Below are 26944 nucleotides of genomic sequence, written 5' to 3'. Positions count from 1 at the left end.
TGCTTTAAACTATCAACAAGTAAACACCCAAGATCACTATCACTCCAATAACCATGCTTAAGGCATATTGTTGGAGATAACCGGACTGGAGACGTCGTAGCTTAGCACTCATAAGGTCTATACCACGGGCAATACCGTTTATAACACCATCTATAAGGGAATTATCAAAACCTTGCCAGAGGAAGTTAGCAAACTGCTTCGTCGGATTCACAAATAAGGCATCGTACATTTCATCGAACCAATATTTATGAAGCAGCCAGTCATAGGTGGAGGGGTAAGTCTCTGCGAGCTTTAGGGGCATTTCCGGTCTTTTTACGTAAAATATCCAGGCGGTCAAGATCCCCAGGGCTGCCACAAGAATCGAGAAAAACATGAGTCCGGTACCTCCTTGAGTTACCTCGTGCGGGAAAGCAGTACTTTGCGTTTCGGCCAGAGTTGGAGCCAGGAAAGTATGGATAAATCCATGTTCTGGAGGAAATCCCAGCATCCATCCGGCAAAGATCGATAAAATAGCCAGAATGATTAACGGATAAAGCATGACCGGAGGGGACTCATGAACAGGATGCTCAACCCCGTGCCTACCTCGAAAGTCTCCAAAAAAGGTCATAAAAATTAACCTGAAAATGTAAAATGCCGTCATAAAAGCCGTTGCGGACCCTAAGATCCAGAAAACATAGTATTCTGCCTGAAAGGTTCCCATCAAAATTTCATCTTTACTCCAGAAGCCTGCCAGAGGAGGTATACCGGCAAGGGCCAGGGCACCTATTAAAAAGGTCCAATAGGTTCCCGGTATTTTATCTTTAAGTCCTCCCATATTCCGCATATCTTGCTCGCCCCCCAGGGCGTGAATCACGCTTCCTGAAGCCAGGAATAAAAGGGCTTTAAAAAAAGCATGGGTAACCAGATGGAAGATGGCAGCTACATAGGCACCAGCCCCTAAGGCCATGAACATATAACCCAACTGACTGATGGTAGAATAGGCTAAAACCCGCTTAATATCGTTTTGTACTAAACCGATGGTGGCTGCAAAGAAGGCCGTGAAGCCACCTATGAGGGCGACGGTGAATAAAGCCTTGGGGGCCAGATTATAAAGGGGGTAACAGCGGGCAACCAGATACACCCCGGCTGTAACCATGGTTGCAGCATGGATAAGAGCACTGACCGGGGTAGGACCTTCCATGGCATCCGGTAACCATACGTGAAGGGGAAACTGGGCCGATTTTCCTATAGCCCCCATAAAAAGCAACAGACAGGTGAGGGTTAGTAAATCAAATTCTATCCCAAAAAGGGTGAAAGTCTTACCGACGAATTCCCCGGATCGAGAAAATATGGTCCGATAATCCAGGGTTCCAAAAGTCGTAAACAATAACATAACCCCCAACCCAAATCCAAAGTCTCCGACCCGGTTAACAATAAAAGCTTTCTTTCCGGCATCGGCCGCCGATTTTTTATAATACCAGTGGCCGATCAATAAATAGGAGCATAGCCCTACGGCTTCCCAAAATACATAAAGCAGGAGAAAATTGGCAGACATGACGAGCATCAGCATGGAAAACGTAAACAGGGAAATAAAGCTGAAAAAGCGATGATAGCCCTCATCCCCATGCATATATCCGATGGAGTAAATATGGATCAGAAAGCTAACTCCAGAAACCACTACCACCATCATCGCTGTTAAAGGATCTACCTGTAAAGTCAGATTCACCTGAAAATCTCCAGAGGAGATCCAGGAGTAGAGAACCTGCTGAAGGGTCCCTCGATTCCATACCTGGAAAAACGTAATCAGAGAAAGAAGAAATGAAATCCCCACTCCTATACACGGAAGCCAGTGGCTTTTTTCTCGAATCCAGCGCTTACCCCATAAGATGGTTACAATACTCGCTAGAAGAGGTAACGCCGGGATCACCCATAACATGGTTTCCATAAAGAAAGTAATGAACACCGGGTGATGGGTACTGGGTGATAAAGAAGAAATAGGGTAAACTTGTCATCCAATACCCATCATCTAACAGGTTTTACCAGCGCATTAAGCTAAACTCATCGTCGTTGACCGTATTTTTGTTTCGAAAAAGATAAACAATAACCGCCAATCCGACCGCTGCCTCGGCTGCGGCTACGGTCATAACAAAAAAAACAAAAATCTGACCCCGAAGGGAGTTTAAATAATAGGAAAAAGTTATAAAGTTAATATTCGCCGCGTTGAGCATAAGCTCAATAGACATCAGGATGATGATTACATTTCTGCGGGTTAAAACACCCAACATTCCAATGAAAAAAATAACGGTACTGACCACCAGATAGTAGGACAAAGGTACAGGTGACATGAATCGGTTTACCGTAAAACATAAAACGTAAAGCGTAAAAAGTCACCTCGACAGTTTTACACCTTACCTTTTAGGTTTTACTTTAAAATTAACGTTTTGCCAGGACAACGGCTCCAACAATGGCCATAAGCAGAAGAAGAGAGGCAATCTCAAAAGGAAGTAGATACTGACTAAATAAGGCGCTTCCGATATTCTCGGCAGTACCATAAATTTGACCAACTGCGGCTACCGTCTCGGAAAGTCCTCCTTCACGGGAAGGCTTATGGAAAATGAAAACCAGGAACTCCCCTAGAAGGGCTAACGCTAGAATTAAACAAACAGGGGCAATAGGATGGAAATTTTTCTCCGTCGCGATTTCCTTTACATCTAAAAACATAACCACAAAGAGAAAAAGCACCATAATTGCCCCGGCATATACAGCTATCTGGACAATGGCAATAAATTCAGCCTGGAGGAGAGCATAGAGACCACTAATTTGAAGAAAAGTCATAGCCAGGAATAAAACACTGTAAATCGGATTACGGGCCGTTACAGTTAAAAGAGCTCCCAGAATTGCCAGGGTTGAAAATATAAGAAAAGCCGTCAAATCTTTTTTCAGATGTTTGAATATACGGGGGGATACTTCTTTACAGAAGTATCCCTCCTATTCAAACACAAAGTGATTGGTTGTTTTCCAGGGTATTTAATGGACCTGAACCACTTTAAAGATAACTTAAAATTCTTTCATTTCTTTGACTCACTAAGTCGAAAAAATACTCAGTTATCTCGTCATTGTCAAGATGAAGAAGAAGCCTTTTTTAGAAGTTGGAAAAAGGTGGTTGTTGATAACTTTTTTAGAAGCTCTCTATAAAACTCTAAGGAAATTCAGAAGAAACCTCCGGGTCATCGTGAAATGTATAACAAACTTTACGTAAAAGAGGGGTTGATGTCAAGTTTTATTTTTTTAATGATCTTTTCAGAGGCCCATATAAATTTTTCAACCTATTTCAGGTTCCGGTTTGGGAGATAATCTCCGATTTTGCGTCTGGGATACCTGAAGGTAACTCCTCAAATAAGGCAAGTGGGGTGGTTGGGTTGTTAGTCATCTTCCGGTTCATTCTGGCCCTAGGGATCTTTTGTCAAGGATTTAAGGTTGACAGGGCCTGGAATTCTTACCATTATACATAATAAAGATAAAAGTGATAGAAGCGTATTCAGTCCGTCGTCTGTTGTTCTTTGTTTTATACAACGGACAACGAACTATGGATAACGGGCCAATCCATGAAAACTACCCTGGACATTCGTAATAAAACCGAAAGTTTTATCAAAGAATCCAACCAGGAATTATACCAGAACCGGGCCGGCTTAAAAGAAGAGAGTCGGCTTTCTGATGTTTACCTCAAATATACAAATCTTTTTACAGAAGAAACCTTAGAGACCCTCAAAACCGATCTTGTCAAATCAGAGGGAGAGGAACGAAAGCGACTAAACTTCTTGTACGAGTATTTAACCGTGGCCCATCAGAGAAGGGAGATTAACCATCTCACCGACAAAATTCTTACTTTGGAAGCTAAAGCGACCGTTAAGCTTCCTCGGGAAGAAGAAATCCCTTTTCGAAGGGCCGAAGTAGCCTTAGCCAATGAACAAAACCGGGAGCGACGAGCCTTGATTTACCAGGGGCAGAGGAAGGTTATCCGAGAATTGAATCCACTGCTGGAAGAATCCTGGGAACGAACCTACGATCAGGTCGGCAAACTGGGATTTTCTAATTATACAGATCAGTTTCAAAAGTTAAGCGGAATTGATTTAAAAAGTTTAAATAATCAGATGCAAAAATTTCTCTCTGAAACGGAAGAGTTGTATGTGGATGTTTTAAGTTGGGCCCTTAATAAAAAAATGGGATTAAAGCTCCGGGAAGCACAAAAATCCGATTTGGCCTATTTCTTTCGTTTCCACGAATATGACAACTTTTTCCCTAAAGGCTGGATGATCCCTTTGATGCGACGATGGAGTGAGGCTTTAAAACTGGATATTACGGCAGAAGGTCGGATTACCTTTGATACAGAACCACGTCCAAGTAAATCTCCTCGGGCCTTTTGTGCCACTCTCGATGTACCGGATCAGGTTATTTTGGTTATCTTACCCCGAGGCGGTGTGGAAGATTATCGGGCTTTCCTTCATGAATTGGGTCATTCCTTACATTTCGGATATACCTCCCACGAGGAGCCTTTTGAGTTTCGCTGGTTAGGAGATAGTTCTGTTACGGAAGCCCACGCTTTTACACTAGAGCACATGATATTGAATCCGCTTTGGCTGAAGCGCTATCTGGATATGGGGAAAGAAACCCAGAATTTCCTCCAGCTTCTACACCTCAAATATCTTTATTTCCTTCGCCGATATGGGGCTAAACTGGCCTATGAACTTTTCCTCCATGATGGAGGCTCCTTAAGTGGCAAGAAAGAGGTTTATCGAGAGCTCTTAACCGACGCCTGTAAAGTGGTATATGATTCCGATCATTATCTTTATGATGTAGATTCGTACTTTTACGCCGCTCGATATCTCAGGGCCTGGATCTTTGAGGCCCAGTTAAGCTGGTTTCTCACCGAGAATTTTGATGAAGACTGGTTTCGAAATCCCCATGCCGGAGAATTTCTTCTCAATATCTGGAAGTACGGGCAGCGATATACTCTGGAGGAGCTGGCTCAGAGGATTGGGATAGGAGAAATTTCTTTGGATGGGATTAAGGAACGACTCAGCAGGTACTTAGGATGATAGAAAAGACAGACTCTAACGGGAAGGGCATTCGGCAATTAACCAAGGTTGATTCGACCATGCTCTATGCCGTTGGATATGATGATGCGGCCCAGATTCTAGAAGTAGTCTTCCGTACAGGGGGTATTTATCGTTACTTCCATATATCCAGGGAACTGTACGAAGGCTTGATAACGGCTGAATCTAAAGGACAATATATGCGTACCCACATTATCGGTCACTATCCCTATGAAAGGATAAGAAAAAAACCTCAATAAGCACAAAAAGCTCCGTTTCTAAGATATTCTTAGACACTACCCCATGATATCTGTGACAGGCACTACCAACTCTATTTTTAACTAAAGGAGGACTTCATGAAAAAGGTAATATTTTCCCTTGTGATGGTAGTTTGTTATGCATCTCCTGTAGCTGCCGTTGATCTTACCGGAAGATGGGGAATCAACGGAAATGTAGGTGTTTTATTTCCAGTTGGAGATCTCAGTGACGTAGCAGATACCAGTTTTGTTTTGGGTGAAAAACTTTTATACGGTTTTCGCAGTAACCTTATAGCGGAAGTGAATGTCAGTTATGCTCCCCTCTCAGAGGATGAGGATCTGGAGGTATTAGGTATAAATGCTGACCTCTCGGTTTTAGAATTAACCGGTGGCATTCGATACCTGCTGGCCCCCTACGGAAGGATGATCCCCTATGTAAGTGGAGGTTTAGGTATTTATATCACTTCTTCCAATGTAAACTTAAGCCCTCTGGGTTTTTCCTCTGGTGAAAACAGCACTGAAGCCGATGTGGGCCTCCATGTGGGGGGTGGTTTTATGTACTTCCTCAGTGATTCGCTGGCCTTCGATATGCAGGGTAGGCTTCATGTTTCCAATCCAGATTACTTTGCCCTTACGGGAGGTTTAAGTTTCTTTTTTAGATAAGGCTTTATTTAAAATTCTCTTGGTGGCTTCTACCACCCGTTAGACTTTAAATTCGTAATTCTAAAATCCTTATTTCTTGACAGTAAGGGAAAGACGTATTAGCCTGAAGAAAATCAAATTTTATTCCAACAAGGAGGCGAAACGGGCATGGTAGACTTAAAAAAAGCTGCAGAAGAAATAGACTTTTATCTTCGACCCAGTACCTATCCTCTGGCGATCAAAATGTTGAAATCAGCCGATGAGATTCCTGAGAAAGCCCGAAGGCCGGTTAAAGATTTAGGAATCAAAGTAGCAACCTGTCAGACTATTTCCATGGCCCGGCGTTATGGGTGGACATTGGCTATCGGGAAGGAAGACCACTGTTGTTCCTTGGGGATGATAGCCCTTGGATTTGGTGAGCCGAATGCCTTTTATACCGAAGGGAATCTTTGTGAAGGCATGTACACGGAAACGGCCGAAGCAGGAAGGGTAACGGAGGCAGAGTTGGATAAATTTGAGGTAGGACGATATAAATATTTTCTGGTTGCTCCCCTGGACAAAGCAACCTTCAAACCGGATGTTATTTTAATTTTCGGGAATTCGGCTCAAGTGATGCGGCTGGTACAGGCCGCCCTTTACAAAAAGGGGGGACGAATTCATTCCTCTTTTTCAGGACGTGCAGATTGTGCCGATATGACCGTTACGACCATGAAGACCGGGGAATGTCAGGTTATTTTACCCTGTACGGGAGACCGGTTTTTTGCACAGACCCAGGATCACGAGATGGCCTTTACAATTCCCTATAATAAATTGGAAACAGTTCTGGAAGGTTTAAGGGCCACCCACAAAGCAGGCATTCGCTACCCGGCAACCCCCTTCTTGAATTACCAGGGGAAGTTTCCCCCCAAATATGACAGGCTTTTACAGATGTGGGAAGAATCGCAAACAATGGGTAATGAGTCCTGAACAACCGAGGGTTTTTTCAGTGTTTAAGGTATTCACGACTTATTGTTCCTTGAAAAGGAGGAGTAGATATGAAAAAGTTAACCGCTATTTTTGGTCTTGGAATCAGTCTGGTGGTTGGGTTGGTTATTCTGGTCAGTTCAAGCATGGCCCAAGATGGTTTTATTAAACCCCTTCCTCCAGAACCTCCGGATAAGGATTTACCTCCTGAAGCGCGAAACCTTCCCCATGAGGTTCTTCATCAGGTCTCCGGCAAGGAAAATTTACATTTACTGGCCGGCTATTATTATGGAGATCCACGACAATGGAAAAAAATCTATCGAGCAAATCGACATCAGATAAGAAATCCCAACCGATTAGAGCCCGGGCAGCTTCTGAGAATTCCCGTTGCGAAGAACTGGTCCCCCAGGTACAACTACCAGGAGTGGATCCAATTGGCCCAACGAGGTGGGGAATGGGTACCCCGATCTAAGAGAAGTTTAAAGGTAGCCCCCTCTCCTTTAGAATCCGGCAGCAAAGAGGAACCTTCCCTTAAGCGGGAAATACCGACCCCTGAGTTACCACCCCTCGAGAAAGAGAAATCGGGAACAGAAACACCACAGCCTGTACCTCCGGCAGGAACGCAACCATCGGAAGAGAAAAAAGAAGGTTCCCAACTGTAAGCCATGTACGGTTTTGTCATAACGACTTAAGTCGTTACCCTATAAGGGATAGAAATTCCTGAACGATTCAAGTCGTTATGACAGACTTTTCCGGGTTTGTCAGGCGCTAAGCAACCACTACGGATTGGGGTTATCGGCGTTGGACACTTGGGACGTCATCATGCTCGAATTTATTCTGAGCTGGAAACCTGTCAATTGATAGGAGTCGTAGACATCGATGGGGTTCGGGCCAGAGAAATTGCCCAGATATATAAAGTTAAGGCTTATCAGAATTATCAGGATCTCTTTGGTCAGGTTGATGCAGTCAGTATTGTCGTTCCCACCCTGGAACACTATCATATTGCCAAGGATTGCCTGGAGGCAGGTATCCATGTTTTGATAGAAAAGCCGATGACCAAGACCCTTCAAGAAGCTAACGAGCTCATCGACCTGGCTGCAGCCAAAAAACTCATCCTTCAGGTTGGACATTTAGAGCGGTTTAACCCAGCCGTTCAAGCTTTACATCGGTTAGCTAAGGATCCAAAATTCATCGAATCCTATCGCATCAGCCATTTTCCAGACCGAAGTACCGACATTGATGTGATTATGGATTTGATGATCCATGATATAGACATTATATTAAGTTTGGTGCCTTCTCCTGTGAAATATATCCAGGCGGTTGGAATTCCCGTCTTGACTTCAAACATCGATATTGCCAATGTTCGAGTTCAATTTGAATCTGGGTGTGTGGCCAACATGACAGCAAGCCGGGTGAGTCTTAAGCAGGAGCGAAAACTGAGGATTTTTCAAAAGGAGCGTTATCTTTCTCTGGATTATCAGGCTCAAGAGTTGATCCTTGCAGAACTAAAGTATCCGGAAGCGCTTTCGACCTATGAAAAATCTGCCTTAGACCGCCCTGAAATTGCTGTTCGAAAAGTTGAAATAACCAAAGGAGAACCCCTTAGAATGGAATTGGAGTCCTTTGTAGAATGTATTACCCATAAGAAAAAGCCTCTGGTCTCCGGAGAAGCGGGACGCAGGGCCTTAGAGGTAGCAGTAGAAATTTTGGAGAGTATCAAAAATGCTTGAGTGGAGCAATTTAGGAAAAATGCTTATCCTCTTTGGAGGAATTGCTATCGTGATCGGGCTAATATTATTGTTCGTCGATAAAATTCCTTTTATTGGAAGACTACCTGGAGATATTTATATTGAAAAAAAGAATTTTACGTTCTATTTTCCTCTCATGACCTCGATTCTCATCAGTATTATTCTGACGATTATTTTAAATCTGTTAAGTAGAAGGTAGGAGAAAAATAAGATGAAACTTAAAGTGGGACTTCCTAAAGGAAGTTTGCAAGACTCAACCCTCGATTTATTTAGAAAGGCCGGTTATATTATTACCATCGGTCAAAGGGCTTACACTCCCAATTTTGATGATCCGGAGCTGGAAGGCTTGTTAATTCGTGCTCAAGAAATGGCCCATTACGTTGAAAATGGTGTACTGGACATAGGACTTACAGGACGCGATTGGATCCTTGAACAAGAAGCCGATGTGATTGAGGTAGCCGATCTGGTTTATGCCAAGCAGGGATTACGACCGGTAAAATGGGTTGTAGCCGTTCCGGAGAATTCACCTTTTGAGAAGGTGGAGGATTTAAGAGGAAAACGAATTGCCACGGAGCTGGTCAATGTAACTCGAAAATTTTTCAAATCCCGAAATATTGAAGTGCAAGTAGAATTTTCATGGGGCGCAACGGAGGTTAAACCCCCGAAATTGGCCGATGCTATTGTAGAAGTTACGGAAACCGGGAGTTCCCTGAGAGCCAATAACCTCCGAATTATCGACCTGGTTTTGGAGTCTACCACTAAATTAATTGCCAACCGATCGGCCTGGGAGGATCCCTGGAAACGGCAAAAAATAGAAAATATTGCCTGCCTTTTAAAAGGCGCCTTGATGGCAGAAGAAATGGTGGGACTCAAAATGAATATCAACCGGGCCAACCTGCCCCGGATCTCAAAAATTCTTCCTGCCTTACATACCCCTACCATATCGAATCTTCAAGATCCGGATTGGGTCGCCGTAGAGGTCGTTATTAATGAAAAAGTCGCCCGGGAAATTATTCCAGATCTCCGAAGGGCAGGAGCTCAAGGGATTGTGGAATATCCTTTGAATAAAGTTATTCCCTAGCCACATCACCATGATTGAACCTAAATCTAAATTAAACCTGACCGAATCCAGGCGAGACTTGACCGAAGGGAGTATAGGGAAAAATCTTCTGGCACTCTCCATTCCCATGACCCTGGGGATGTTCTTGCAGATGGTTTTTTACCTGGTGGACATGTATTTCGTAGGGAAGCTGGGTTCTTCCGCCATTGCAGCGGTATCCATGTCTGCCCTGATCATGATCCTCCTCATCACCCTGGGAACCGGTTTATCCAGTGCAACAGTAGCTTTGGTTTCCCGAGCTGTCGGAGCCAAGGACCTGACTCAAAGCAGCCATGCTACTGTTCAATCTCTGGCAATCGTAATGCTTCTCTCTATCGTAGTTGGTATTCCCGGATATATTTATTCAGAATCGATTTACAAATTGATGGGTGCGACCCCTGAGGTTATTCAAGTTGGCCTGGGTTACCTCAAAATATCCTTTGCAGGAACTCTGGCTTTTCTTTTTCTTTTTATCAGCAGCGCGGCCCTTCGAGGAGCTGGAGAAGCCGCTTTGTCGGCTAAGATTCTGGGATTCTCCATTCTCTTAAATATCATCCTGGATCCTCTATTGATCTTCGGTTGGGGGCCTTTTCCCAGACTGGGGGTAGATGGGGCCGCTTATGCTACGGTTATTTCTTTGGGAGTGGGCTCTCTGATCACCCTGTATCTTCTCCTTAAAGGCTCGACTCCCATCCAAATCTCCTTACAAAGGATCCGGTTAGACTTCCAGGTGATCTGGCAGCTTATTAAGATTGCAGTTCCAGGTTCCGCAGAAACCTTTCTTCGAAGTCTGGCCCGAGTAGCGCTCATGAAAATCGTAACTCCTTATGGGACAGCCGCCATTGCAGCCTTTGGAATCGGAGCCAGTCGGTTAGATATGGTGGTAACCCTTCCCACATTGGGTCTTTCTTTAGCCGCGGCTACACTGGTTGGCCAGAACCTGGGAGCTCAAAAACCGGATCGTGCCGAAAAAAGTGCCTGGGTCGCGGTTCGTTGGGGTATCATTCTAATGCTTATACTGGCTGTAACCTTTTTTGCCTTCGCCCCTGGATTGATTCGTGTTTTTGATAAAAACCCCGAGGTGATTACCATAGGATCTACCTATCTCCGATTTACAACCTTATCCTATGTATTCCTGGGAATAGCCCTGATTCTGGGTCGTTCCTTTAATGGAGCGGGAGATGCAGTTCCCCCTCTGATTACGGCGAGCATCGCCCTATGGGGAGTTCAAATCCCTCTGGCATACTTTCTTGCACATCATACCACCCTTCAGCTCAAGGGAGTCTGGCTGGCCATTGTCGTCTCCCATATGCTTAATGCCGTCCTTTTAATTATCTGGTTTAGAGCGGGTAAGTGGAAATTGAAAAAAGTATAACCCTTTATCTCAAAGATAAAAAGAATATGAAAGCACTCTAGAAGTAAAAAACATGAAGATACCTATGGATCTTTTAGTCTTCACCTTGTGAGATTGGGTTTTCGCAGTCAACTATGTCAACGCAAGATCTCCTCATCCAGAGAGAAGGGCAAAAAGCTCTTATCGTGTTTAATCGTCCGGAGCAACGGAACTCTATTACCTATGAAATGTGGCAGGATATTCCTGTTCTGGTGAAAGAGCTAGATGAGGATCCCACGGTTCGAGTTATCCTTCTTACCGGCAATGGTGACAAATCCTTTGCAGCCGGTGCAGATATTACGCAATTTAAAATCCGAAGGAATGATCCTGAAGGGGTTCGGGCCTATAATGAAGCAGTAGACAAAGCCCTTAAAGCCATCGAACAGGCCAGAAAGCCAGTTATTGCTATGATCAATGGTTATGCCGTAGGGGGAGGTCTAGAACTGGCTATTGCTTGTGATTTGAGGATCTGTAGTGATCGCGCCAAATTTGGTATCCCGGCAGCTAAATTGAGCATTGTCATTAGCTTTACCGATATCCAAAGATTGATTAACCTGGTAGGACCGGCCTACGCCAAGGAGATTTTATTTACTGCCCAGTTATTCACCGCTCAGGAAGCCAAAGAGATGGGATTGGTTAATCGGGTTATCCCTCATGACCAGCTTCGGTCCTTCACCCTAGAAATGGCCGATACCATTGCCCAAAACGCTCCTCTTTCCATCCAGGGAGCCAAGAGAATGATTAATCACTGCCTGAAAGATCCGGCTTTAACCCAGGTTGATTCCGAGGTAGAACACCTTCACCTGGCCTGTTTCCTGACAGAAGACTTCAAGGAGGGAGTTCAGGCTTTCTTAGAGAAGCGAAAACCTGTTTTCAAAGGAATTTAATTCCTTACGAAAATCACCCTACGATTTTCCTGATTTGTGGCAACCCAAGGGTCAGGACCGTTTAGAAGGCAATTCTCTTAACCAAACAGCGCTTTCGACCTTTTTTCTCGATAAGGAGATATTTGAGGTGATTAAACTCTAGAAAACGCTCCACGGTCATTTCCTGAAGTTGCTTCTGAAGTTGGTCAAAGGCCCGATCTAATTCTTCTACCTGTCTAAAAGTCCATACCCGGCTGTAACTTTTATCGGGAATGAACTGAAGAGCCAGGACCGGCAGTAAATCCTGGGGGAATTCTTGAACCATCCTCAGAGAAAAAAATTCCCGGGCAGGATCCCCAAGTCGGCTTTTAACGAGGAAGGGAGGCAGAAGCAAGCGGGTCGGTAGAGATAACTTAATGTGATGGGTTTCTGCAACTTGATCCAGATAGTGAATCAGGCGGGTTATAAGAACTCGATACTTTAAAGGGGTCCGGTCAGGAACCCAGCTTATCAGTTGGATGATTTTCTCTCCGAGTTCCAGAGTAGCCGGAAATCGCTCCCGATAGACCTTCTGAAGCTGCTCACGAACCAGGGGATATCTGAAATACGATTCTACGTAAGAAATAGCCTCCGAGAAGAGGTTTAAGATATACTCCGAAGTATAAGGACAGGGGGGTTCGGCGGGAATTTTTTGAAGGGTTTGAATTAAAGAGGTACTCCGGAGGTGCTCTTCTTGGTCCACATCAAATCCGGAGCGTCGAAGTTGCTGAAATAGAACCGGATGAATAACCACATCCTGTATTTTATGGGCTAAAATTGTAATTCTAGGTTCTTTCCTGTGATCCTCTTCCCGACCATAAATAGTTACATACCCCTCTTCATAGAGGATGGCATGCATCAGTTCATGGGCTACCGTGATATCCTTAGCTCCCCGGCGCAGATAGATAATATGACGATCCCGGGTTGGGACATAAATTCCCAAAACTCCCGGATGAGGTTTGCCGGGATGTTTCCGGATATCCTGATAGATCATCCGCTTATCAGTCCTGGCTCTAAATCGATTATGAAGTCCAATAATCCTGCTCGGATAAGCTCTTCCGAATATAGTGAGCCGAGGACCTTTGATTTTTTGTTTTAACCGATTGGACGGCAAACCTTTATGGTTAGTTAACCACGGAGAACACCATCAGGATGAAGAATAGAAAACTCTTCCTGCTTGTGGTGTTCTTCGCGGTTTATGAAACTCCTGCTTACTTTCTGAACCGGGAAGGGAAATTATCTCCAAAGTCGGTATCGGGATGAAGCCTTCTAGCCCTTTCAATAAGAACTTCTTCCGTTTCGGGTCTGTCTGGATCGGGAATACAGCAATCTACGGGACAAACGGCGGCGCACTGTTCTTCATCATAGAAACCTACACACTCGGTACACTTATCAGGAACGATATAGTAATAATCATTGGAAAGGGGTGGATACTTGACTCCATCTAACTCCCATTCTACCCCACCTTCATAAATAGCCGTATTCGGGCATTCCGGTTCACAAGCCCCACAATTGATGCATTCATCTGTGATCTTGGTTGCCATGGTTATCCTCCTCGTAAAACAGATGATCTCTAAAAACTAGAAACTAGGTTGGTTAAAATCCTCTTATTGTCTGATTCTCCTTTGATTAATTTAGGAGGCAAATATAGATAAGTCAACCGTAAATTACACCTCCATATAATATTTAGGCTCACAATCCTGTTTTCTCGTTCTCGGGTTAAAGTTCAGGAACGAAGTAAGGGTGAAAATCCTATACAGGGAAAGACTACGGCTTTTATTTTATTTGACAATGATCCTCATTCGACTTAATTTTTATATCTTGATGAGTTTTATACCTTGATTTTCAACTCATCGGACCTCTGCTAAAAGAAGGGTCTATACGAGTTTGGTTATGCCCAAATTCATCCAAGAAAGTTTTATTCCGGCTCCGGTAGAGAAAGTCTTTGCTCTTTATGAAAAGCCGGATTTTTTGCAACGTTTGATCCCTCCCTGGGAAAAAGTGGAAATCTTAAAACGAGCCTCTACCCTTGAAGTGGGCCAGCAAGTTGTTTTATTGGTTACGCTGGGTTTTGTTTCGTTTCGATGGGTTATTGAACATGTCGAATATGAGAAGAATAAACTATTTGCCGACAAGCAGCTCCAGGGGCCCTTCAAATCCTGGTACCATCGGCATCTTTTCCAACCCACGGAGGGGGGAACCCTCCTCCGAGATGAAATCGAATATACACTTCCCGGTGGGGTCATAAGCAACGTGGTTGCGTCGTTCCTGATCAGGCCCCGACTCCAGAAAATGTTCGCGTATCGCCACGAGGTTACGCGAAAAGCTTTTGAAGACTCCAGAGAGATCTGAGCGCCTTCTTGCTTCTTATTTCTCCAGGCCGCAGGGGTGTCCGTTAAATGGATACCGAAGATCCTTTTGTTTTCCCTGCTCTAAACAGATTGCCTCGCCGGGGCCATACAAGGGGAATGATCTACCATTGTACGGGTTAGCGGCCGCTAACCCGTACAATGGTAAATTAACACCCCTCTCTCCGATCGTATCCGTATCCATTTAGTAGGTGGAAAAAGAAACACCCTCTGCCCCTCCAAGGGGGATTCAGCAGCAGCAACTCTGTGTCAGTCCCCCCTGGAGGGGGGCTTTTAGGGGTAGGTTTTTTCTAACCTAACCCCCTTCCTGCGCCGGGAAGGGGGAACTTGGGGATAACCTGAGTCCCAACTCTCCCCTTCTCTACGAGGGAAGGGGAGTCGGAGGGGTTAGGCCCAAAAAACCTGCCCTTGTAAGGGAGGGGGGATGGGGGGTTCAGACAGAAAAAGTGACACCTACTAAATTGTTATAGTTACTCTCCGAGCTTTTATTCTTGACTTAGAGGATTATAAACCCTATAATTTTTAAAATAATTAAATACGGGCGACCGGCCGGTCGTCCCTACCTTCCGGGGTTTCAGGTATCTATCTTATCTTACTTATTCAGCATGGACGATCTTTGTTTAGATCGACGGCTGCATATTAAAAAAAGAGTTACGATTAATGAAAAAAATTACTGCCGTTATTCCAGCGAGATATCATTCATCCCGGTTTCCTGGAAAGGTTCTGGCCGATATTTGCGGTAAGCCGATGATTCAACACGTGTATGAAAGGGTCCAGAAGGCTTCCTTACCCCAGCGGGTTGTTGTTGCAACGGACGATGAACGCATCTTGAAAGTTGTTTTAAACTTTAAGGGGGAAGCCATTATGACATCTAAAACCCATCGGTCTGGGACCGATCGTCTCGCTGAAGTTGCCCGTGAAGATCCTTCGGATATCTTCATCAATGTTCAAGGAGATGAACCTTTAATCGAACCGAATATGATTGATCAGGTTGTACGACCTCTACTGGAAGATCCCGAAATCCCGATGGGGACCCTCAAGCATAAGATTAAGAGCTTCGAGGAGCTTAAAAACCCTCATGTGGTAAAAGTGGTAACGGACCTTAACGATATGGCTCTTTATTTTTCTCGCTCTCCCATTCCTTATTTTCGAAGAGAAGAATATAGGGTTCATTATCGACATATCGGCTTATATGCATATCGCAGGGAATTCATCTTAAAGTTCGCCTCACTTCAACCGACCTTTCTGGAGCAGGCTGAAGAACTTGAACAATTGCGAGCTTTGGAAAACGGTTTTAAAATTAAAGTCATTGAAACTGAGTATGAATCCATTGGAGTCGATACACCCGAGGACTTGAAGGAAGTTATAAAAAGACTTCGGGGTGGGTAGTGGGGTATGGGAGTGTGGGAGTATGGGGGTATGGGAGTGTGGGAGTGTGGGAGTATGGGGGTATGGAAGTATGGAAGTAGCTATCCACCCTTTTATCCTTCCCTACTCTCACACTCCCATACTCCCATACTCCCACACTCCCACACTTCCGTACTTCCCCGCCTACCAGAAAGTATGCCGACTAAATATATCTTTGTTACCGGAGGTGTGATATCCTCTCTGGGAAAAGGCTTGGCTGCTGCATCCATAGGAGCTCTTTTAGAGAGTCGAGGATTTAAAGTTACTTTGCAAAAGTTTGATCCCTATATCAATGTAGATGCCGGCACAATGAATCCCTTCCAACATGGGGAGGTTTATGTAACCGATGACGGAGCAGAAACAGACCTGGACCTGGGTTATTATGAGCGGTTTACCAATACTCGAACCAGCAAGGATCATAACATAACGACCGGAAAGATTTACCACTCCGTTATAATGAAGGAACGCAAGGGGTATTATCTTGGAAAAACCGTTCAGGTTATTCCTCACATTACCGATGAAATTAAGGAAGCTATCTTGAAAATCTCCCATGGCGTAGATGTGGTCATCGGAGAGATTGGAGGAACTGTCGGAGACATTGAAAGCCAACCCTTCCTGGAAGCAATCCGACAATTTAAAGCAGATGTCGGTCCGGAGAATGTGATCTATATCCACCTGACCCTGGTCCCCTATATTAAGGCGGCGGATGAGTTAAAAACAAAACCAACCCAACATAGTGTAAAGGCTCTACGTGAAATCGGAATTCAGCCGGATATCATCCTTTGTCGAACCGACCGCTTTTTACCGGATAGCATTAAAAAGAAAATTGCTCTTTATTGTAACGTGGATGAAAAGGCGGTGATAACTGCTAAGGATGTTGAATATATCTACGATGTTCCCCTCGTCTTTCATCGTGAAGGCTTGGAAGAGATTATTCTCAAGCTCCTTAAACTTTCCAGTCCACGAGAACCGGATCTCAGTGACTGGGAACGGATTATCCATACGCTGCATTCTCCCAAGTTTGAAGTAACCATTGGCATTGTAGGGAAGTACGTGAATCTTCAGGATTCTTATAAGAGCCTGAACGAGGCGCTGATCCATGGTGGGATTGCCAATCAAGCCAGGGTCCATTTAGAATGGATCGAAGCAGAAGAGATAGAAAGGAAGGGACCTGATCTTTATCTCTCCCACATCGATGGAATTCTCGTTCCCGGAGGATTTGGAGAACGGGGAATCGAAGGCAAGATTAAGGCCGTTCAGTATGCCCGGGAGCATAAAGTTCCCTATCTGGGACTTTGTCTGGGGTTACAATGTGCTGTGATCGAATTTGCCCGAAATGTCTGCGGTCTTACCCAGGCAAATAGTTCGGAGTTTGCCCAAAAGGATCTGGATCCGGTGATCGATCTAATCCCGGAACAGAAAAAAGTAACCGACAAGGGGGGTACCATGCGTTTAGGAGCCTATCCTTGTAAAATAGAATCAGACTCCCTGGCCCATAAAGCCTATGGGAAGTTAGAAGTTTCTGAAAGGCATCGCCACCGTTACGAAGTCAACAACCAGTTTCTGGATCTTTTAAAAAGCAAAGGTCTGGTCGTCAGCGGTGTTTGGCCAGACGGTAATCTGGTAGAAATTATCGAGCTGAGGGATCATCCCTGGTTTTTAGCTACCCAATTTCATCCAGAATTTAAATCTAAACCTCGAGATCCCCATCCCTTGTTCAGGGATTTTATTGCAGCGGCTATTAAGCATAAAACCTTGTTATGAGGTTCCTGGAAAATCTAAATTTCCCTTTCCAGGCCTTTCCAATAAGGAGCCCGAAGTTCTCTTTTAAGTACTTTACCGGCAGGGTTACGGGGTAGCTCTTTCATAAAGTCTACCCCACTGATCCTCTGATATCGGGCAAGTCGGGAATTCGTCCACTCTAAAATCTCCTCCTGGGTTGCTTCTTGACCTTCTTTTAAAACAACCGCAGCCCAGGGAGTCTCTCCCCACTTCTCATGGGGAACTCCAAACACACTGACTTCCAAGATCTTAGGATGGCGCATCATAACTTCTTCGATATCCTCAGGATAGATATTCACTCCACCCGATAGGATCATATCTTTCTTTCGACCTACCAGGTACAGATAACCTTCCTCATCTAACCTTCCCAGATCACCGGTTCGAAGCCAGCCTTCTACAATAGTCTGGGCTGTAAGCTCGGGTTTTTTGTAATACCCCAAGGGGGTTAAAGTTCCCCGCCCTACAATCTCCCCAACCTCCCCTACAGGCACATCTTTCATATGGTCATCTACCACCCGCAGCTCACTTCCTAATGTGGCCTTCCCCACAGAACCCGGTTTCCTCCGCTGATCCCCAGGCTTTAAGATCGTTGAAAAACCTTCGGTTACCCCGTACATTTCGAAGAAGCGACAGGAAAAGTTACTTAAAATATCTTCCTTGGTTTTTCTGGACAAGGGAGCAGCCAGGGAAAGAAGAACCTCCAGAGAACTCTTATCATAGGAATGAAATTCAGGATATTCCATCAAGGCAATATACTGGGTAGGAACCAGATACGCATGGGTCACCTTTTCTTTCTCCACTAGCTCCAGAAATCCTTTAGGATGAAACTTCTTCATGATGACAACCGTTGCACCCACAAACAGGGCCGGAAGAACAAAAACCCAGGAACCGTTGTGATAAAGAGGGGTCGAGTTACAGATCACACTTTCAAAGTGGATGATAAACTCCCTCATATACGTCCAAACGAAAAGGCAGCGATGATCGTGACTATGAACGATCCCCTTGGGAAGTCCCGTTGTGCCGGAGGAGTAAATAACATTAAACAAATCTTCTGGAAAGATGGGAATTTCAGGATTTTTTCCCGAACAGGTTTCCATAATATGCGAATAGGAAATATACCCTGGAACCTCAGCAGATCCGGTACAAATGTAGTGATCCGGCTGAATCTTGGGAAGTCCTGCCTTCAAAGAATCCACTTCCCGGGTGAAAGCTTCGCCACAAATCAGTGCAACGCTATCTGAGTCGTCTAACATGAGCCTGAGGGATTCTCCTTTCACCATGGAATTTAAAAGAACCAGCACACCACCCGTTTTCAGCACCGCATAGATACTTTCAATCATTTCCACACCATTGGAATTCAGCACGGCTACCTTATCCCCTTTTTGAATTCCCTTATCTAAAAGGGCATGGGCCAGTCGGTTAATCCGATCATTAAGCTCTCCATAGGTCAACCTTCGATCTTCACAAACCAGAGCCAACTTGTCAGGATAATCCCGGGCCAGGCACTCCATCATTCTTGTCAAGCTTATAAAAGGCATGAGGTTTTCTCCTTATAGGGTCTTCCGGTTCAAAGGTAGCAGGTAACCCTGGATAAGTCTGCCCGGATCCTGTAAACAAATCGTCCATCGGCAACCGGGCATAACCGGATCAGTTTTGGCTAACTCGCCTCCTCTCCCCCCTCTGAGGTTTCCTTGCGGATCTTCGTTTTAAGTTGGCGCATCCCTCGGATCCAACGATCATAGTCATTGGCTTTACGACGGAAGTATTCGGCAACTTCAGGATGTGGAAGAATGAGGAAGCGTTCTTCGGCTAAACCTCTGACAACGACTTCGGCCACCTCTTCCGGCTCCAGGGCCCCTTCCAATAAAAAGCTTTCCCTTTTTCCATCTTCGCCGAGCAACATCCTGGTACGAACCCCTTGGGGACACAGGCAAGAAACCTTGATACCGGCATCGCCATAAACAATTGCCAACCACTCGGCAAAGGCAAGGGCAGCATGTTTGGTAACGGAGTAAGGAGCTGCCTCGATATGGGTTAGTAAACCGGCTGCGGAGATGGTTTGTAATAAATAACCCCCTCCAAGCGCCAACATGCCGGGTAGAACGGCTCGGGCTGCATAGACATGGGCCATTACGTTTACCTCCCAAATGCGCTGCCAGGCATCGTTGGGAACCTCTATACCGCCCGAAGCTCCCGCAATTCCTGCATTGGAGCAGAAGAGATCAATGGGTCCGTAGGTCTCTACAGCCCGCTTAACCAAACGAATTATATCTGCCTCAATACTTACATCGGTGATAACAGCTAAACCGTTGATTTCCCCGGCTACCTGGGTCGCACCTTCTCCGTCTAAATCAGCCACGACAATGCCGCGCGCACCTTCCGCTGCAAAGCGACGACACAACGCACGCCCAATGCCGTTGGCTCCTCCGGTTACTATAATGACTTTGTTTTGAAGATTCATACTTAATCCCGGACAATCGTTAATCAGGTATTAACAACTGCGCAGGGCTACGTGGTAGAATACTTTCTTAAATCAAATCCTGGTATATCTTTTTATTCCCTCCTCGTATAAGTCCCCTCCATAAATATCATTGATTACAATAGCCGGAAAATCCTCTACTTCCAGTCGACGGACGGCTTCTGGACCCAGGTCTTCATAGGCTACAAGTTCAGATTTCTTGATGGTGCGGGCAATCAGGGCCCCGGCCCCTCCAATGGCTCCAAAGTAAACAGCCTTATAGGTTTTCATGGCATCTTTAACCTCCTGGGAACGCCATCCCTTTCCAATAGTTCCCTTCAGACCTTTCTCTGCGATGAGTCGAGGGGTATAAGGATCCATTCGAGAACTGGTCGTAGGTCCGGCCGAGCCTATGACCTGTCCGGGTTTTTCAGGCGTGGGACCTACATAGTAAATAATTTGACCGCGTAGATCGATGGGAAGCTCTTCACCCTTATCCATCAATTCCATCATCCGCTTGTGCGCAGCATCACGGGCTGCATAAAGAATCCCCTGGATCAATACTTTATCTCCTGCTTTCAACCGGGCAAGGAGTTCCTCGGATAAAGGAGGGGTTATCTTAAGTATCTCGGACATATTTAAACCGATCGGTAAAACTCTACAATAGCCCGAACTAATCCGGGTATTGTATATTCAGAAGCCACAATATGGGGGGAAAGACCGAATTTTCTCACCGTTTCGGCGGTAATCGGTCCGATACAGGCCAGGAGGGTCCTTCCAAGGAGCCCGATCCTTTCACCTTCCTCGAAGAGATTTAGAAAGTTCCTAACTGTCGATGAGCTTGTGAAAGTAATCATATCCACCTCTTGAGCTTGCAAAAGCGCTCGGATTTGATCGGCAGAGTAGGGGGCTTGAATCGTTCGATAAGCCGTAACGACCTCGATTTCAACCCCCAGCTTTTTAAGCTGTTCTGGCAACAGATCCCGGGCTATTTCGGCCCGAGGAAGCAAAACACGCCGGCCTATTAACTCCTTTCCAAGGCCTGCCACGATGGCCTCGGCCCGATATTCATCGGGAATCCAGTGGACCTGAATACCCAGTTTTTCCAGGGCAGCCGCAGTTCCGGGACCGATGGTACATATCCGGATATCTTTTAAATTCCGGAGATCTTTTCCGTTGAAGGTTAAACGTTGGAGAAAGTATTTGACCCCATTTACACTGGTAAAGATAAGCCAGGTGTAATCTTCAAGCCGGGATATGGCCTGATCTAGTTTTTCCCAACTGGCCGGGGGCACAATTTCGATAACTGGAAACTCCAGGGGTTTTGCACCCTGCTCCTCGAGTAATTTAACCAGCATACCGGCCTGTTCTTGTGCCCTGGTCACTAAGATCCGTTTTCCCAATAACGGGCTAGATTTATCCCTCATAGCGTCCTATTTCTTTCAGCAAGGCTAACTTTCTTTCGTGGGCAGATTCGAAATCACCCTGTCTGAGTAGATCCAGGAGATCCGAATCGAGAATTTGATGGATGAGTTTTTTTCTGAGAAGAGGATCCTGAATGTGTCCCTGGATTTTTTCCCTCAATTCTCCCAGAACTTCCAAAAACAGTTGATATTCTTCTCCAAACTCATCCTCCCATTTTTTACGAATTTTCCCGGCCAGAGCCGGACTTTTCCCGCCTGTAGAGACACTCAGTAAGAGGTCCCCCCTTTTAACAAAAGCCGGCATAATAAAGTTACAGCACTCGGGGGAGTCCACCACATTAACCAAAAGATTCCTACGGAGGGCATCTCGATAGATCTGTCTGTTAACTTCGGACTGATCCGTCGCGGCTATCACCAAAAAGGCCTGGTCTAAATCCGATTCCTGGTATTTTTTTTGAAGGTATAATAACTTTTTCTTCTCGATCAGGTCTTTCAATCCGATGGTTACTTCAGGACTGACGATGGTTATTTCTGCTTGACAGGTTATCAGAGACCGAACTTTACGTTCGGCCACTTTTCCCCCTCCTATAACCAGGCATCTTCGACCTCTTAGATCCACGTGGATGGGGTAGTACGACATATTGTCTAAAACGCAGGGATGTAGGGACATGGAAACGCTGGGACTTGAGGGACGCAGAGATAGGGAGAAGTAAGGAAGTGTGGGAGGTATGGGAGTATGGAGGTATAGAAGTGGGAAGGTGGGGAGGAAGTGTAGTGTAAGAGCACAAATATACTCCCATACCCCCACACTCCCATACTCCTCTCCATCTCTATGGAAAGAAAACCTCGCGTGTCCGTGTCTCCACTTCCCTTCTACAAGCGTTGTCCGACGACTACTTTGACAACTTGAAGGTTTTTATCCCTTTTCACCACCAATTCAACAACTTCCCCGATGGGGGTATTGGCCACCAGACTTTTTAACTCCCTGGGGGAAGAGACTTTTCGATGATCATACTCAACGATAATATCTCCTCTTTGCAGCCCCCCTTCGTAAGCAGGGCTTCCTCGATAAACCTGGTTGATGAGAACCCCGTCCTCAGCCGGGACTTCGAAGGCTTCGGCCAGCTCAGGGGTTAGCGATTGAATTTCGATCCCCAGCCAGCCTCGAATGACCTGGCCTTTTTGAGCGATATCATCAATGACTTTTCGGATAATATTTGCCGGAATGGCAAAACCAATCCCTTCACTGTCTGGAATAATGGCGGTATTCATACCGATAGCCTCCCCTTTAATGTTGAGCAAGGGACCTCCACTGTTACCATAATTGATAGAGGCATCTGTTTGAATAAAATCTTCATAGGTTGTGATCCCCATGGATCGCCCTGTCCCACTTATAACTCCCACAGTGAGACTATGACTGAGCCCAAAAGGATTCCCGATGGCTACGACCCATTCCCCAACCCTTACAGACTTTGAGTTTCCTAAAAATAAAACCGGCAATTCTTCTAAAGCATTGACCTTGAGAAGGGCCAGATCGGTCTCCGAATCCGCCCCGATGAGGGTAGCTGTCAATTTTTTATTATCAAAAAGCGTGATAACGATCCGATCGGCATCCTCGATTACATGATAATTGGTGACGATGTAGCCCTTCCGATTAATAATAAACCCAGACCCCTGACTTCTGGGAAGAATCCATTTTTTCTTATCCCAGTTGGATGGTTTTGAATCCAACCAGTTCATGAAGAATTTCCCCCAGTCGGGGAGATAATCCACCAGGCTTTTTCCTTGAAGGCGCTCCCCTCTGACATTTACCACTGCCGGACTGGCTTTTTCAGCCATTTCTATAAAAATGGTCTCCAGTTGAGCCGTATGGAGATTTAAGTTTCCTGTCTCGAATATACTTCCCTTGTCTGAACCAGAAACATTCCTTAACCAAGAGGGTTTGATCAGATTATTATAGATAGAATAGAGAGAGAAAATCAATGCCAAACTTACAACGACTTTTCCAACATTTGCCATGGATCATCGGCCAGCTATCGCTTATCGTTTATCCTTCGCTAGGGGTTCTAAATGACCGATATCTGACAAAGGATAACGGATAGATGGTAAACGGTAACTAGTATTACACATTCAGCAGGTGCCCTAACTTTTTTCGCTTAGTTGTTAAATACTTTATGTTAGAGGCAGAGGGTTTTATCTCAATGGGAACTCTTTCGACTACTTTTAAATTGTATCCTTCCAGACCGACAATTTTCCTCGGATTGTTCGTAATCAAACGGATATTTTTTACCCCGAGATCAACCAACATTTGAGCGCCAATCCCATAATCTCGTAGGTCCGCCTTAAAACCCAGCTCTTCATTGGCCTCTACAGTGTCTCGCCCCTGATCTTGAAGTTCGTAAGCCTTTAACTTATTAGCCAAACCAATACCACGTCCTTCTTGTTGCATATAGATCAGGACGCCAGCCCCTTCTTGCTGAATCATCTGCATAGCCGTGTGTAGCTGTTCACCACAATCACAACGTTGCGATCCAAACACATCTCCCGTCAAACATTGAGAGTGAACCCTGACCAGAGTACTTTCCTTCGCTAAAATATCTCCATAAACCAAAGCAAGATGGGGTTGATGATCCAGTTCGTTTTGATAACAGATCGCTTTGAACGTACCATATGGGGTAGGAAGTTGAAGAGTTGCAACCCGACTCACAAACCGTTCCTGTTTTACACGAAATTTTATTAAATCTGCTATGGTAATGATTTTAAGATGATGTCGAGCCCGGAACTCCATGAGGTCGGGAAGTCGTGCTACAGTACCATCATCATTGAGGATACCACAGATGACTCCGGCAGGGTATAAGCCTGCCATTCGCGCCAAATCCACCGCCGCCTCTGGGCGTCCTGCTCTGCGTAAAACACCTCCTCTCCGAGCGAGTATGGGAAAGACATGACCGGGTCGAAGGAGATCCTTGGGTTTGGTGTTGGGATTAACGGCTGTCAGGATAGTTTTTGCACGGTCTGCGGCAGAAATGCCGGTTGTAATCCCTTGTTTTGCATCGATGGAAACGGTAAAGGCGGTCTTATCCACCGAAGTGCCCTCGGGAACCATTAAAGGAAGCTCCAATTCATTAAGCCGATCCCGGGTCATAGGTAAACAGACCAGTCCTCTTCCATAGGTCACCATAAAATTAATCAATTCGGGAGTTACCTTCTCTGCCGCACACACTAAATCTCCTTCATTCTCCGGCTCGCCATCGTCTATAACAATGACCAGCTTTCCAGCCCGAATGTCTTCTATTGCTTCTGGAATCATATCAAATTTATACTCGAACATGTAAGTAATATTTCATCATGTTTTTAGAGTTTGTCAATAGGGAAAGGTGTGAGGAAAAGATTACGTTGCATGACGGATAGCAAGCGTTCAGTATCTCTCTCAAAAAATTATAAAGAAATTATGAAATTTTCCTAGACATAAAAAATAACTTTGGTTACCATGGACTAGATGAGTTAATATTCTTATTCTGTTACTATCTATTTCACTTAAAAAGAGGTTTCAAAGTTGAAAACAATTCAAATCTTACTCATAGATGACGACCCGGGAGTTCGAGACGCCTTTTCAGCCTTATTGATAAGATGTGGGTATCGAGTATTTACGGCTGAAGATGGCCTCACGGCTTTGTCTTTCTTAAAAGAAAAGGAAGTGGATGTGATTCTCTGCGATGTGAAAATGCCTGGAATGGATGGAATAGAGGTTCTTAAGAAGGCAAAAGAGATTCATCCCGATACCCCTTTTATTATGGTTACTGCCCATGCTGCTGAAGAAGCTGCCATTGAAGCAACCCGATTAGGAGCTTTCGATTACGTTCTAAAACCCTCTAATATCCAGGATGTTGATCTGACCATTAAAAGAGCCCTGGAGAACCGCTATTTGGTCCTGGAAAATAAAAAATTGATGGAAGAGTTGAAAAGACTGAACCGAAGTCTGGAGGAAAAAGTTAAGCAAAGGACCATAGAACTCGAACAGGCTATGTCCAAATTGAGGGAAGCTTATCGAGAATTAGAAGAATTGGATAAAACCAAGTCTATTTTTGTCTCCATTGCGTCCCATGAGTTGAGAACGCCTTTGATGGTGATGGAGGGTTATGTAAAACTGGCTCTAGACGGTATAGGAGGCTCGTTGAATGAAGAGCAAAAACATCTGTTAGAACAGGCCTTAAAGGGTACGGACCGTCTTAAAGAAATTGTGAATAACCTGATAGATCTCTCTAAAGCAAATATCGGAGAGCTTACCATCAATCTACAAAATATCAATATTCGAGATGTTATCGATTATACCCTTGCAACCTTCCAACGAGCCGCCCAAGAAAGAAATATTTTGATCCGGGTTCATGATTTTGACCGTGTACCTATCGTACACGGAGACCCGGAAAGATTAAAGCAAGTATTTTTTCATCTTATCAGCAATGCCATCAAATTTACTCCGGATGGGGGTTGGATAGAGTTACGATGGAAAAACTCCCAGATCTCAAACAGTGAGGGCATATCCCAACCTGCCATAGAAATTCTGGTTAAAGATACGGGCATAGGTATCGATCCAAGGGAACAAAAGAAAATCTTCGAGCCCTTTTATGAAGTCGGGGACCCCTTACATCATAGTACCGATAAAACAAAGTTCATGGGGAGGGGAATCGGAATCGGCTTAACCATTGTAAAAAATATCATAGAAGGTCACGGGGGAATGGTATGGGTGGAAAGCGAAGGGGTAGGACATGGAAGCGAATTTCATGTGGTCCTACCGACTCTGGAGAAGTACCCAATCACCGAAATTCTTTAGAAGCCTTAATCCTAAAGCCTGACTCTTCTCTGGATGGAATTGACACCCCAAGATATGATCCTTCCAAATCACCGAAGTAAAGGATATTCCATACTCCGTGGTGGCTGCAATAATTTCAGGTTCCTCAGCATCTACATAATAGGAATGGACAAAATAGAAGTAGGATTGATCCTTAATCCCCTGAAAGATGGGAGCCGGTCGTCGGATGGTTATATTATTCCAGCCCATATGAGGAACTTTTAACGCCCCGGAAAATCGCTTTACCTTCCCTTTGAAAATATCCAAGCCCTTACAATTACCAAATTCTTCACTTTCGGTAAAGAGAAGTTGTAATCCCACACAAATTCCCAAAAAAGGTTTTCCCTTTTCGATCCATTGGTAGAGGGGCTGCACCAAATCTCGTTTGACCAGGTTATCCATGCAAACTTTAAAGGCTCCAACCCCCGGTAAAACCAATCCCGAGGCCATGGCTATAACCTGAGGATCACTGGTGATCACAGCCCGGTGACCAACCTTTTCGAATCCCTTTTGAACACTATGCAGATTGGCCATGCCATAATCTATGATGGCAATCATGGTCATAAAGCATAAACC

Annotated in this window: 27 protein-coding genes; 14 read left to right on the top strand and 13 right to left on the bottom strand. The window is 45.0% G+C overall.

Features of this window, described 5'->3' with window-relative positions; all coding sequences use genetic code 11:
- Positions 1–4: 4 nt before the first annotated feature.
- The 3 genes from nuoL to VNM22_04015 form a co-directional block, all read right to left on the bottom strand.
- A complete protein-coding gene (nuoL, locus tag VNM22_04025) occupies positions 5–1924 on the bottom strand; it encodes an NADH-quinone oxidoreductase subunit L (GenBank protein HWP46310.1) in 1920 nt (639 codons plus the stop codon).
- A gap of 91 nt (positions 1925–2015) precedes the next feature.
- Entirely contained in the window at positions 2016–2324 is a 309-nt protein-coding gene (gene nuoK / locus VNM22_04020; protein ID HWP46309.1) for an NADH-quinone oxidoreductase subunit NuoK, read from the bottom strand.
- A gap of 88 nt (positions 2325–2412) precedes the next feature.
- Positions 2413–2910: an NADH-quinone oxidoreductase subunit J gene (locus VNM22_04015; GenBank protein HWP46308.1), complete on the bottom strand. Its 498-nt coding sequence runs from the start codon at positions 2908–2910 to the stop codon at positions 2413–2415.
- Positions 2911–3584: 674 nt separating this feature from the next.
- On the opposite strand from VNM22_04015, the gene VNM22_04010 reads away from it, so the two are divergent.
- The 10 genes from VNM22_04010 to VNM22_03965 all read left to right on the top strand — a co-directional run bounded on the left by VNM22_04010 (position 3585) and on the right by VNM22_03965 (position 12061).
- A complete protein-coding gene (locus VNM22_04010) occupies positions 3585–5075 on the top strand; it encodes a hypothetical protein (GenBank protein ID HWP46307.1) in 1491 nt (496 codons plus the stop codon).
- Positions 5072–5332, top strand: a complete 261-nt coding sequence (locus VNM22_04005) for a KTSC domain-containing protein (GenBank protein ID HWP46306.1) — start codon at positions 5072–5074, stop codon at positions 5330–5332. The genes VNM22_04010 and VNM22_04005 overlap by 4 nt, the downstream gene beginning before the upstream one ends.
- A gap of 96 nt (positions 5333–5428) precedes the next feature.
- Positions 5429–5992 (top strand): outer membrane beta-barrel protein, encoded by a 564-nt coding sequence (locus tag VNM22_04000; GenBank protein HWP46305.1) that lies wholly within the window; start codon positions 5429–5431, stop codon positions 5990–5992.
- Between the two features lie 147 nt (positions 5993–6139).
- Positions 6140–6937, top strand: coding sequence for a DUF169 domain-containing protein (locus tag VNM22_03995; protein ID HWP46304.1), 798 nt, complete (start codon positions 6140–6142; stop codon positions 6935–6937).
- Positions 6938–7005: 68 nt separating this feature from the next.
- The gene (locus tag VNM22_03990) at positions 7006–7596 is read left to right on the top strand and encodes a hypothetical protein (protein ID HWP46303.1); all 591 of its coding nucleotides are present in this window, start codon (positions 7006–7008) and stop codon (positions 7594–7596) included.
- Between the two features lie 96 nt (positions 7597–7692).
- Positions 7693–8664: a Gfo/Idh/MocA family oxidoreductase gene (locus VNM22_03985; protein ID HWP46302.1), complete on the top strand. Its 972-nt coding sequence runs from the start codon at positions 7693–7695 to the stop codon at positions 8662–8664.
- On the top strand, positions 8657–8881 hold the full coding sequence (locus VNM22_03980; GenBank protein HWP46301.1) for a DUF2905 domain-containing protein: 225 nt from the start codon (positions 8657–8659) through the stop codon (positions 8879–8881). The genes VNM22_03985 and VNM22_03980 overlap by 8 nt, the downstream gene beginning before the upstream one ends.
- 12 nt (positions 8882–8893) lie before the next feature.
- Complete coding sequence (gene hisG / locus VNM22_03975) at positions 8894–9763, top strand: ATP phosphoribosyltransferase (protein HWP46300.1); 870 nt, start codon at positions 8894–8896, stop codon at positions 9761–9763.
- 10 nt (positions 9764–9773) lie between these two features.
- Positions 9774–11156 carry an MATE family efflux transporter gene (locus VNM22_03970; GenBank protein HWP46299.1) on the top strand — a complete coding sequence of 461 codons (1383 nt, stop codon included), beginning with the start codon at positions 9774–9776 and terminating at the stop codon, positions 11154–11156.
- Positions 11157–11269: 113 nt separating this feature from the next.
- A complete protein-coding gene (locus tag VNM22_03965) occupies positions 11270–12061 on the top strand; it encodes an enoyl-CoA hydratase (protein ID HWP46298.1) in 792 nt (263 codons plus the stop codon).
- Between the two features lie 61 nt (positions 12062–12122).
- Here VNM22_03965 and VNM22_03960 read toward each other — a convergent pair whose 3' ends face one another.
- Both VNM22_03960 and VNM22_03955 read right to left on the bottom strand, forming a co-directional pair.
- Entirely contained in the window at positions 12123–13073 is a 951-nt protein-coding gene (locus VNM22_03960) for a hypothetical protein (GenBank protein ID HWP46297.1), read from the bottom strand.
- A gap of 217 nt (positions 13074–13290) precedes the next feature.
- On the bottom strand, positions 13291–13623 hold the full coding sequence (locus tag VNM22_03955; protein HWP46296.1) for a 4Fe-4S dicluster domain-containing protein: 333 nt from the start codon (positions 13621–13623) through the stop codon (positions 13291–13293).
- Between the two features lie 349 nt (positions 13624–13972).
- Between VNM22_03955 and VNM22_03950 the strand changes: the two genes are divergently transcribed.
- From VNM22_03950 to VNM22_03940, 3 genes are all read left to right on the top strand, one after another.
- Positions 13973–14431 carry an SRPBCC family protein gene (locus VNM22_03950; protein HWP46295.1) on the top strand — a complete coding sequence of 153 codons (459 nt, stop codon included), beginning with the start codon at positions 13973–13975 and terminating at the stop codon, positions 14429–14431.
- Between the two features lie 677 nt (positions 14432–15108).
- Entirely contained in the window at positions 15109–15837 is a 729-nt protein-coding gene (gene kdsB, locus VNM22_03945; protein HWP46294.1) for a 3-deoxy-manno-octulosonate cytidylyltransferase, read from the top strand.
- Between the two features lie 6 nt (positions 15838–15843).
- Positions 15844–17619 (top strand): CTP synthase, encoded by a 1776-nt coding sequence (locus VNM22_03940; protein HWP46293.1) that lies wholly within the window; start codon positions 15844–15846, stop codon positions 17617–17619.
- Positions 17620–17633: 14 nt separating this feature from the next.
- Here VNM22_03940 and VNM22_03935 read toward each other — a convergent pair whose 3' ends face one another.
- The 7 genes from VNM22_03935 to VNM22_03905 form a co-directional block, all read right to left on the bottom strand.
- Positions 17634–19175, bottom strand: coding sequence for an AMP-binding protein (locus VNM22_03935; GenBank protein HWP46292.1), 1542 nt, complete (start codon positions 19173–19175; stop codon positions 17634–17636).
- A 119-nt stretch (positions 19176–19294) separates the two neighbouring features.
- A complete protein-coding gene (locus VNM22_03930; GenBank protein ID HWP46291.1) occupies positions 19295–20098 on the bottom strand; it encodes an SDR family oxidoreductase in 804 nt (267 codons plus the stop codon).
- A gap of 72 nt (positions 20099–20170) precedes the next feature.
- Positions 20171–20731: a Fe-S-containing hydro-lyase gene (locus VNM22_03925; GenBank protein HWP46290.1), complete on the bottom strand. Its 561-nt coding sequence runs from the start codon at positions 20729–20731 to the stop codon at positions 20171–20173.
- Between the two features lie 2 nt (positions 20732–20733).
- Positions 20734–21522, bottom strand: coding sequence for a uroporphyrinogen-III synthase (locus VNM22_03920; GenBank protein ID HWP46289.1), 789 nt, complete (start codon positions 21520–21522; stop codon positions 20734–20736).
- Entirely contained in the window at positions 21512–22159 is a 648-nt protein-coding gene (locus VNM22_03915; GenBank protein ID HWP46288.1) for a bifunctional precorrin-2 dehydrogenase/sirohydrochlorin ferrochelatase, read from the bottom strand. The genes VNM22_03920 and VNM22_03915 overlap by 11 nt, the downstream gene beginning before the upstream one ends.
- A 233-nt stretch (positions 22160–22392) precedes the next feature.
- The gene (locus VNM22_03910; protein HWP46287.1) at positions 22393–23538 is read right to left on the bottom strand and encodes a trypsin-like peptidase domain-containing protein; all 1146 of its coding nucleotides are present in this window, start codon (positions 23536–23538) and stop codon (positions 22393–22395) included.
- Between the two features lie 103 nt (positions 23539–23641).
- Positions 23642–24850 carry a bifunctional 3,4-dihydroxy-2-butanone-4-phosphate synthase/GTP cyclohydrolase II gene (locus VNM22_03905; protein HWP46286.1) on the bottom strand — a complete coding sequence of 403 codons (1209 nt, stop codon included), beginning with the start codon at positions 24848–24850 and terminating at the stop codon, positions 23642–23644.
- 225 nt (positions 24851–25075) lie between these two features.
- Between VNM22_03905 and VNM22_03900 the strand changes: the two genes are divergently transcribed.
- Complete coding sequence (locus VNM22_03900; GenBank protein ID HWP46285.1) at positions 25076–26350, top strand: response regulator; 1275 nt, start codon at positions 25076–25078, stop codon at positions 26348–26350.
- Here VNM22_03900 and hisH read toward each other — a convergent pair.
- Entirely contained in the window at positions 26309–26932 is a 624-nt protein-coding gene (gene hisH, locus VNM22_03895; protein HWP46284.1) for an imidazole glycerol phosphate synthase subunit HisH, read from the bottom strand. The two genes, VNM22_03900 and hisH, sit on opposite strands and share 42 nt — an antisense overlap.
- Positions 26933–26944: the final 12 nt, after the last annotated feature.

This window comes from Candidatus Limnocylindrales bacterium (assembly GCA_035559535.1).
Taxonomy (GTDB): Bacteria; Moduliflexota; Moduliflexia; order Moduliflexales; family JAUQPW01; genus JAUQPW01.
This window is presented reverse-complemented; position numbering and strand designations above follow the sequence as displayed.

Excerpts from the sequence above, each read along its gene's own strand:
- hisH (HWP46284.1), bottom strand. The coding sequence starts at position 26,932 with ATGACCATGATTGCCATCATAGATTATGGCATGGCCAATCTGCATAGT.
- VNM22_03910 (HWP46287.1), bottom strand. The coding sequence starts at position 23,538 with ATGGCAAATGTTGGAAAAGTCGTTGTAAGTTTGGCATTGATTTTCTCT.
- VNM22_03960 (HWP46297.1), bottom strand. The coding sequence starts at position 13,073 with ATGATCTATCAGGATATCCGGAAACATCCCGGCAAACCTCATCCGGGA.
- VNM22_03940 (HWP46293.1), top strand. The coding sequence starts at position 15,844 with ATGGGAGTGTGGGAGTATGGGGGTATGGGAGTGTGGGAGTGTGGGAGT.
- VNM22_03930 (HWP46291.1), bottom strand. The coding sequence starts at position 20,098 with ATGAATCTTCAAAACAAAGTCATTATAGTAACCGGAGGAGCCAACGGC.
- VNM22_03925 (HWP46290.1), bottom strand. The coding sequence starts at position 20,731 with ATGTCCGAGATACTTAAGATAACCCCTCCTTTATCCGAGGAACTCCTT.
- VNM22_03915 (HWP46288.1), bottom strand. The coding sequence starts at position 22,159 with ATGTCGTACTACCCCATCCACGTGGATCTAAGAGGTCGAAGATGCCTG.
- VNM22_04010 (HWP46307.1), top strand. The coding sequence starts at position 3,585 with ATGAAAACTACCCTGGACATTCGTAATAAAACCGAAAGTTTTATCAAA.
- VNM22_04000 (HWP46305.1), top strand. The coding sequence starts at position 5,429 with ATGAAAAAGGTAATATTTTCCCTTGTGATGGTAGTTTGTTATGCATCT.
- hisG (HWP46300.1), top strand. The coding sequence starts at position 8,894 with ATGAAACTTAAAGTGGGACTTCCTAAAGGAAGTTTGCAAGACTCAACC.
- VNM22_03970 (HWP46299.1), top strand. The coding sequence starts at position 9,774 with ATGATTGAACCTAAATCTAAATTAAACCTGACCGAATCCAGGCGAGAC.
- VNM22_03920 (HWP46289.1), bottom strand. The coding sequence starts at position 21,522 with ATGAGGGATAAATCTAGCCCGTTATTGGGAAAACGGATCTTAGTGACC.
- VNM22_03965 (HWP46298.1), top strand. The coding sequence starts at position 11,270 with ATGTCAACGCAAGATCTCCTCATCCAGAGAGAAGGGCAAAAAGCTCTT.
- nuoL (HWP46310.1), bottom strand. The coding sequence starts at position 1,924 with ATGGAAACCATGTTATGGGTGATCCCGGCGTTACCTCTTCTAGCGAGT.
- VNM22_03905 (HWP46286.1), bottom strand. The coding sequence starts at position 24,850 with ATGTTCGAGTATAAATTTGATATGATTCCAGAAGCAATAGAAGACATT.
- VNM22_04005 (HWP46306.1), top strand. The coding sequence starts at position 5,072 with ATGATAGAAAAGACAGACTCTAACGGGAAGGGCATTCGGCAATTAACC.
- VNM22_03935 (HWP46292.1), bottom strand. The coding sequence starts at position 19,175 with ATGCCTTTTATAAGCTTGACAAGAATGATGGAGTGCCTGGCCCGGGAT.
- VNM22_03980 (HWP46301.1), top strand. The coding sequence starts at position 8,657 with ATGCTTGAGTGGAGCAATTTAGGAAAAATGCTTATCCTCTTTGGAGGA.
- VNM22_03995 (HWP46304.1), top strand. The coding sequence starts at position 6,140 with ATGGTAGACTTAAAAAAAGCTGCAGAAGAAATAGACTTTTATCTTCGA.
- kdsB (HWP46294.1), top strand. The coding sequence starts at position 15,109 with ATGAAAAAAATTACTGCCGTTATTCCAGCGAGATATCATTCATCCCGG.
- VNM22_03955 (HWP46296.1), bottom strand. The coding sequence starts at position 13,623 with ATGGCAACCAAGATCACAGATGAATGCATCAATTGTGGGGCTTGTGAA.
- nuoK (HWP46309.1), bottom strand. The coding sequence starts at position 2,324 with ATGTCACCTGTACCTTTGTCCTACTATCTGGTGGTCAGTACCGTTATT.
- VNM22_03950 (HWP46295.1), top strand. The coding sequence starts at position 13,973 with ATGCCCAAATTCATCCAAGAAAGTTTTATTCCGGCTCCGGTAGAGAAA.
- VNM22_03990 (HWP46303.1), top strand. The coding sequence starts at position 7,006 with ATGAAAAAGTTAACCGCTATTTTTGGTCTTGGAATCAGTCTGGTGGTT.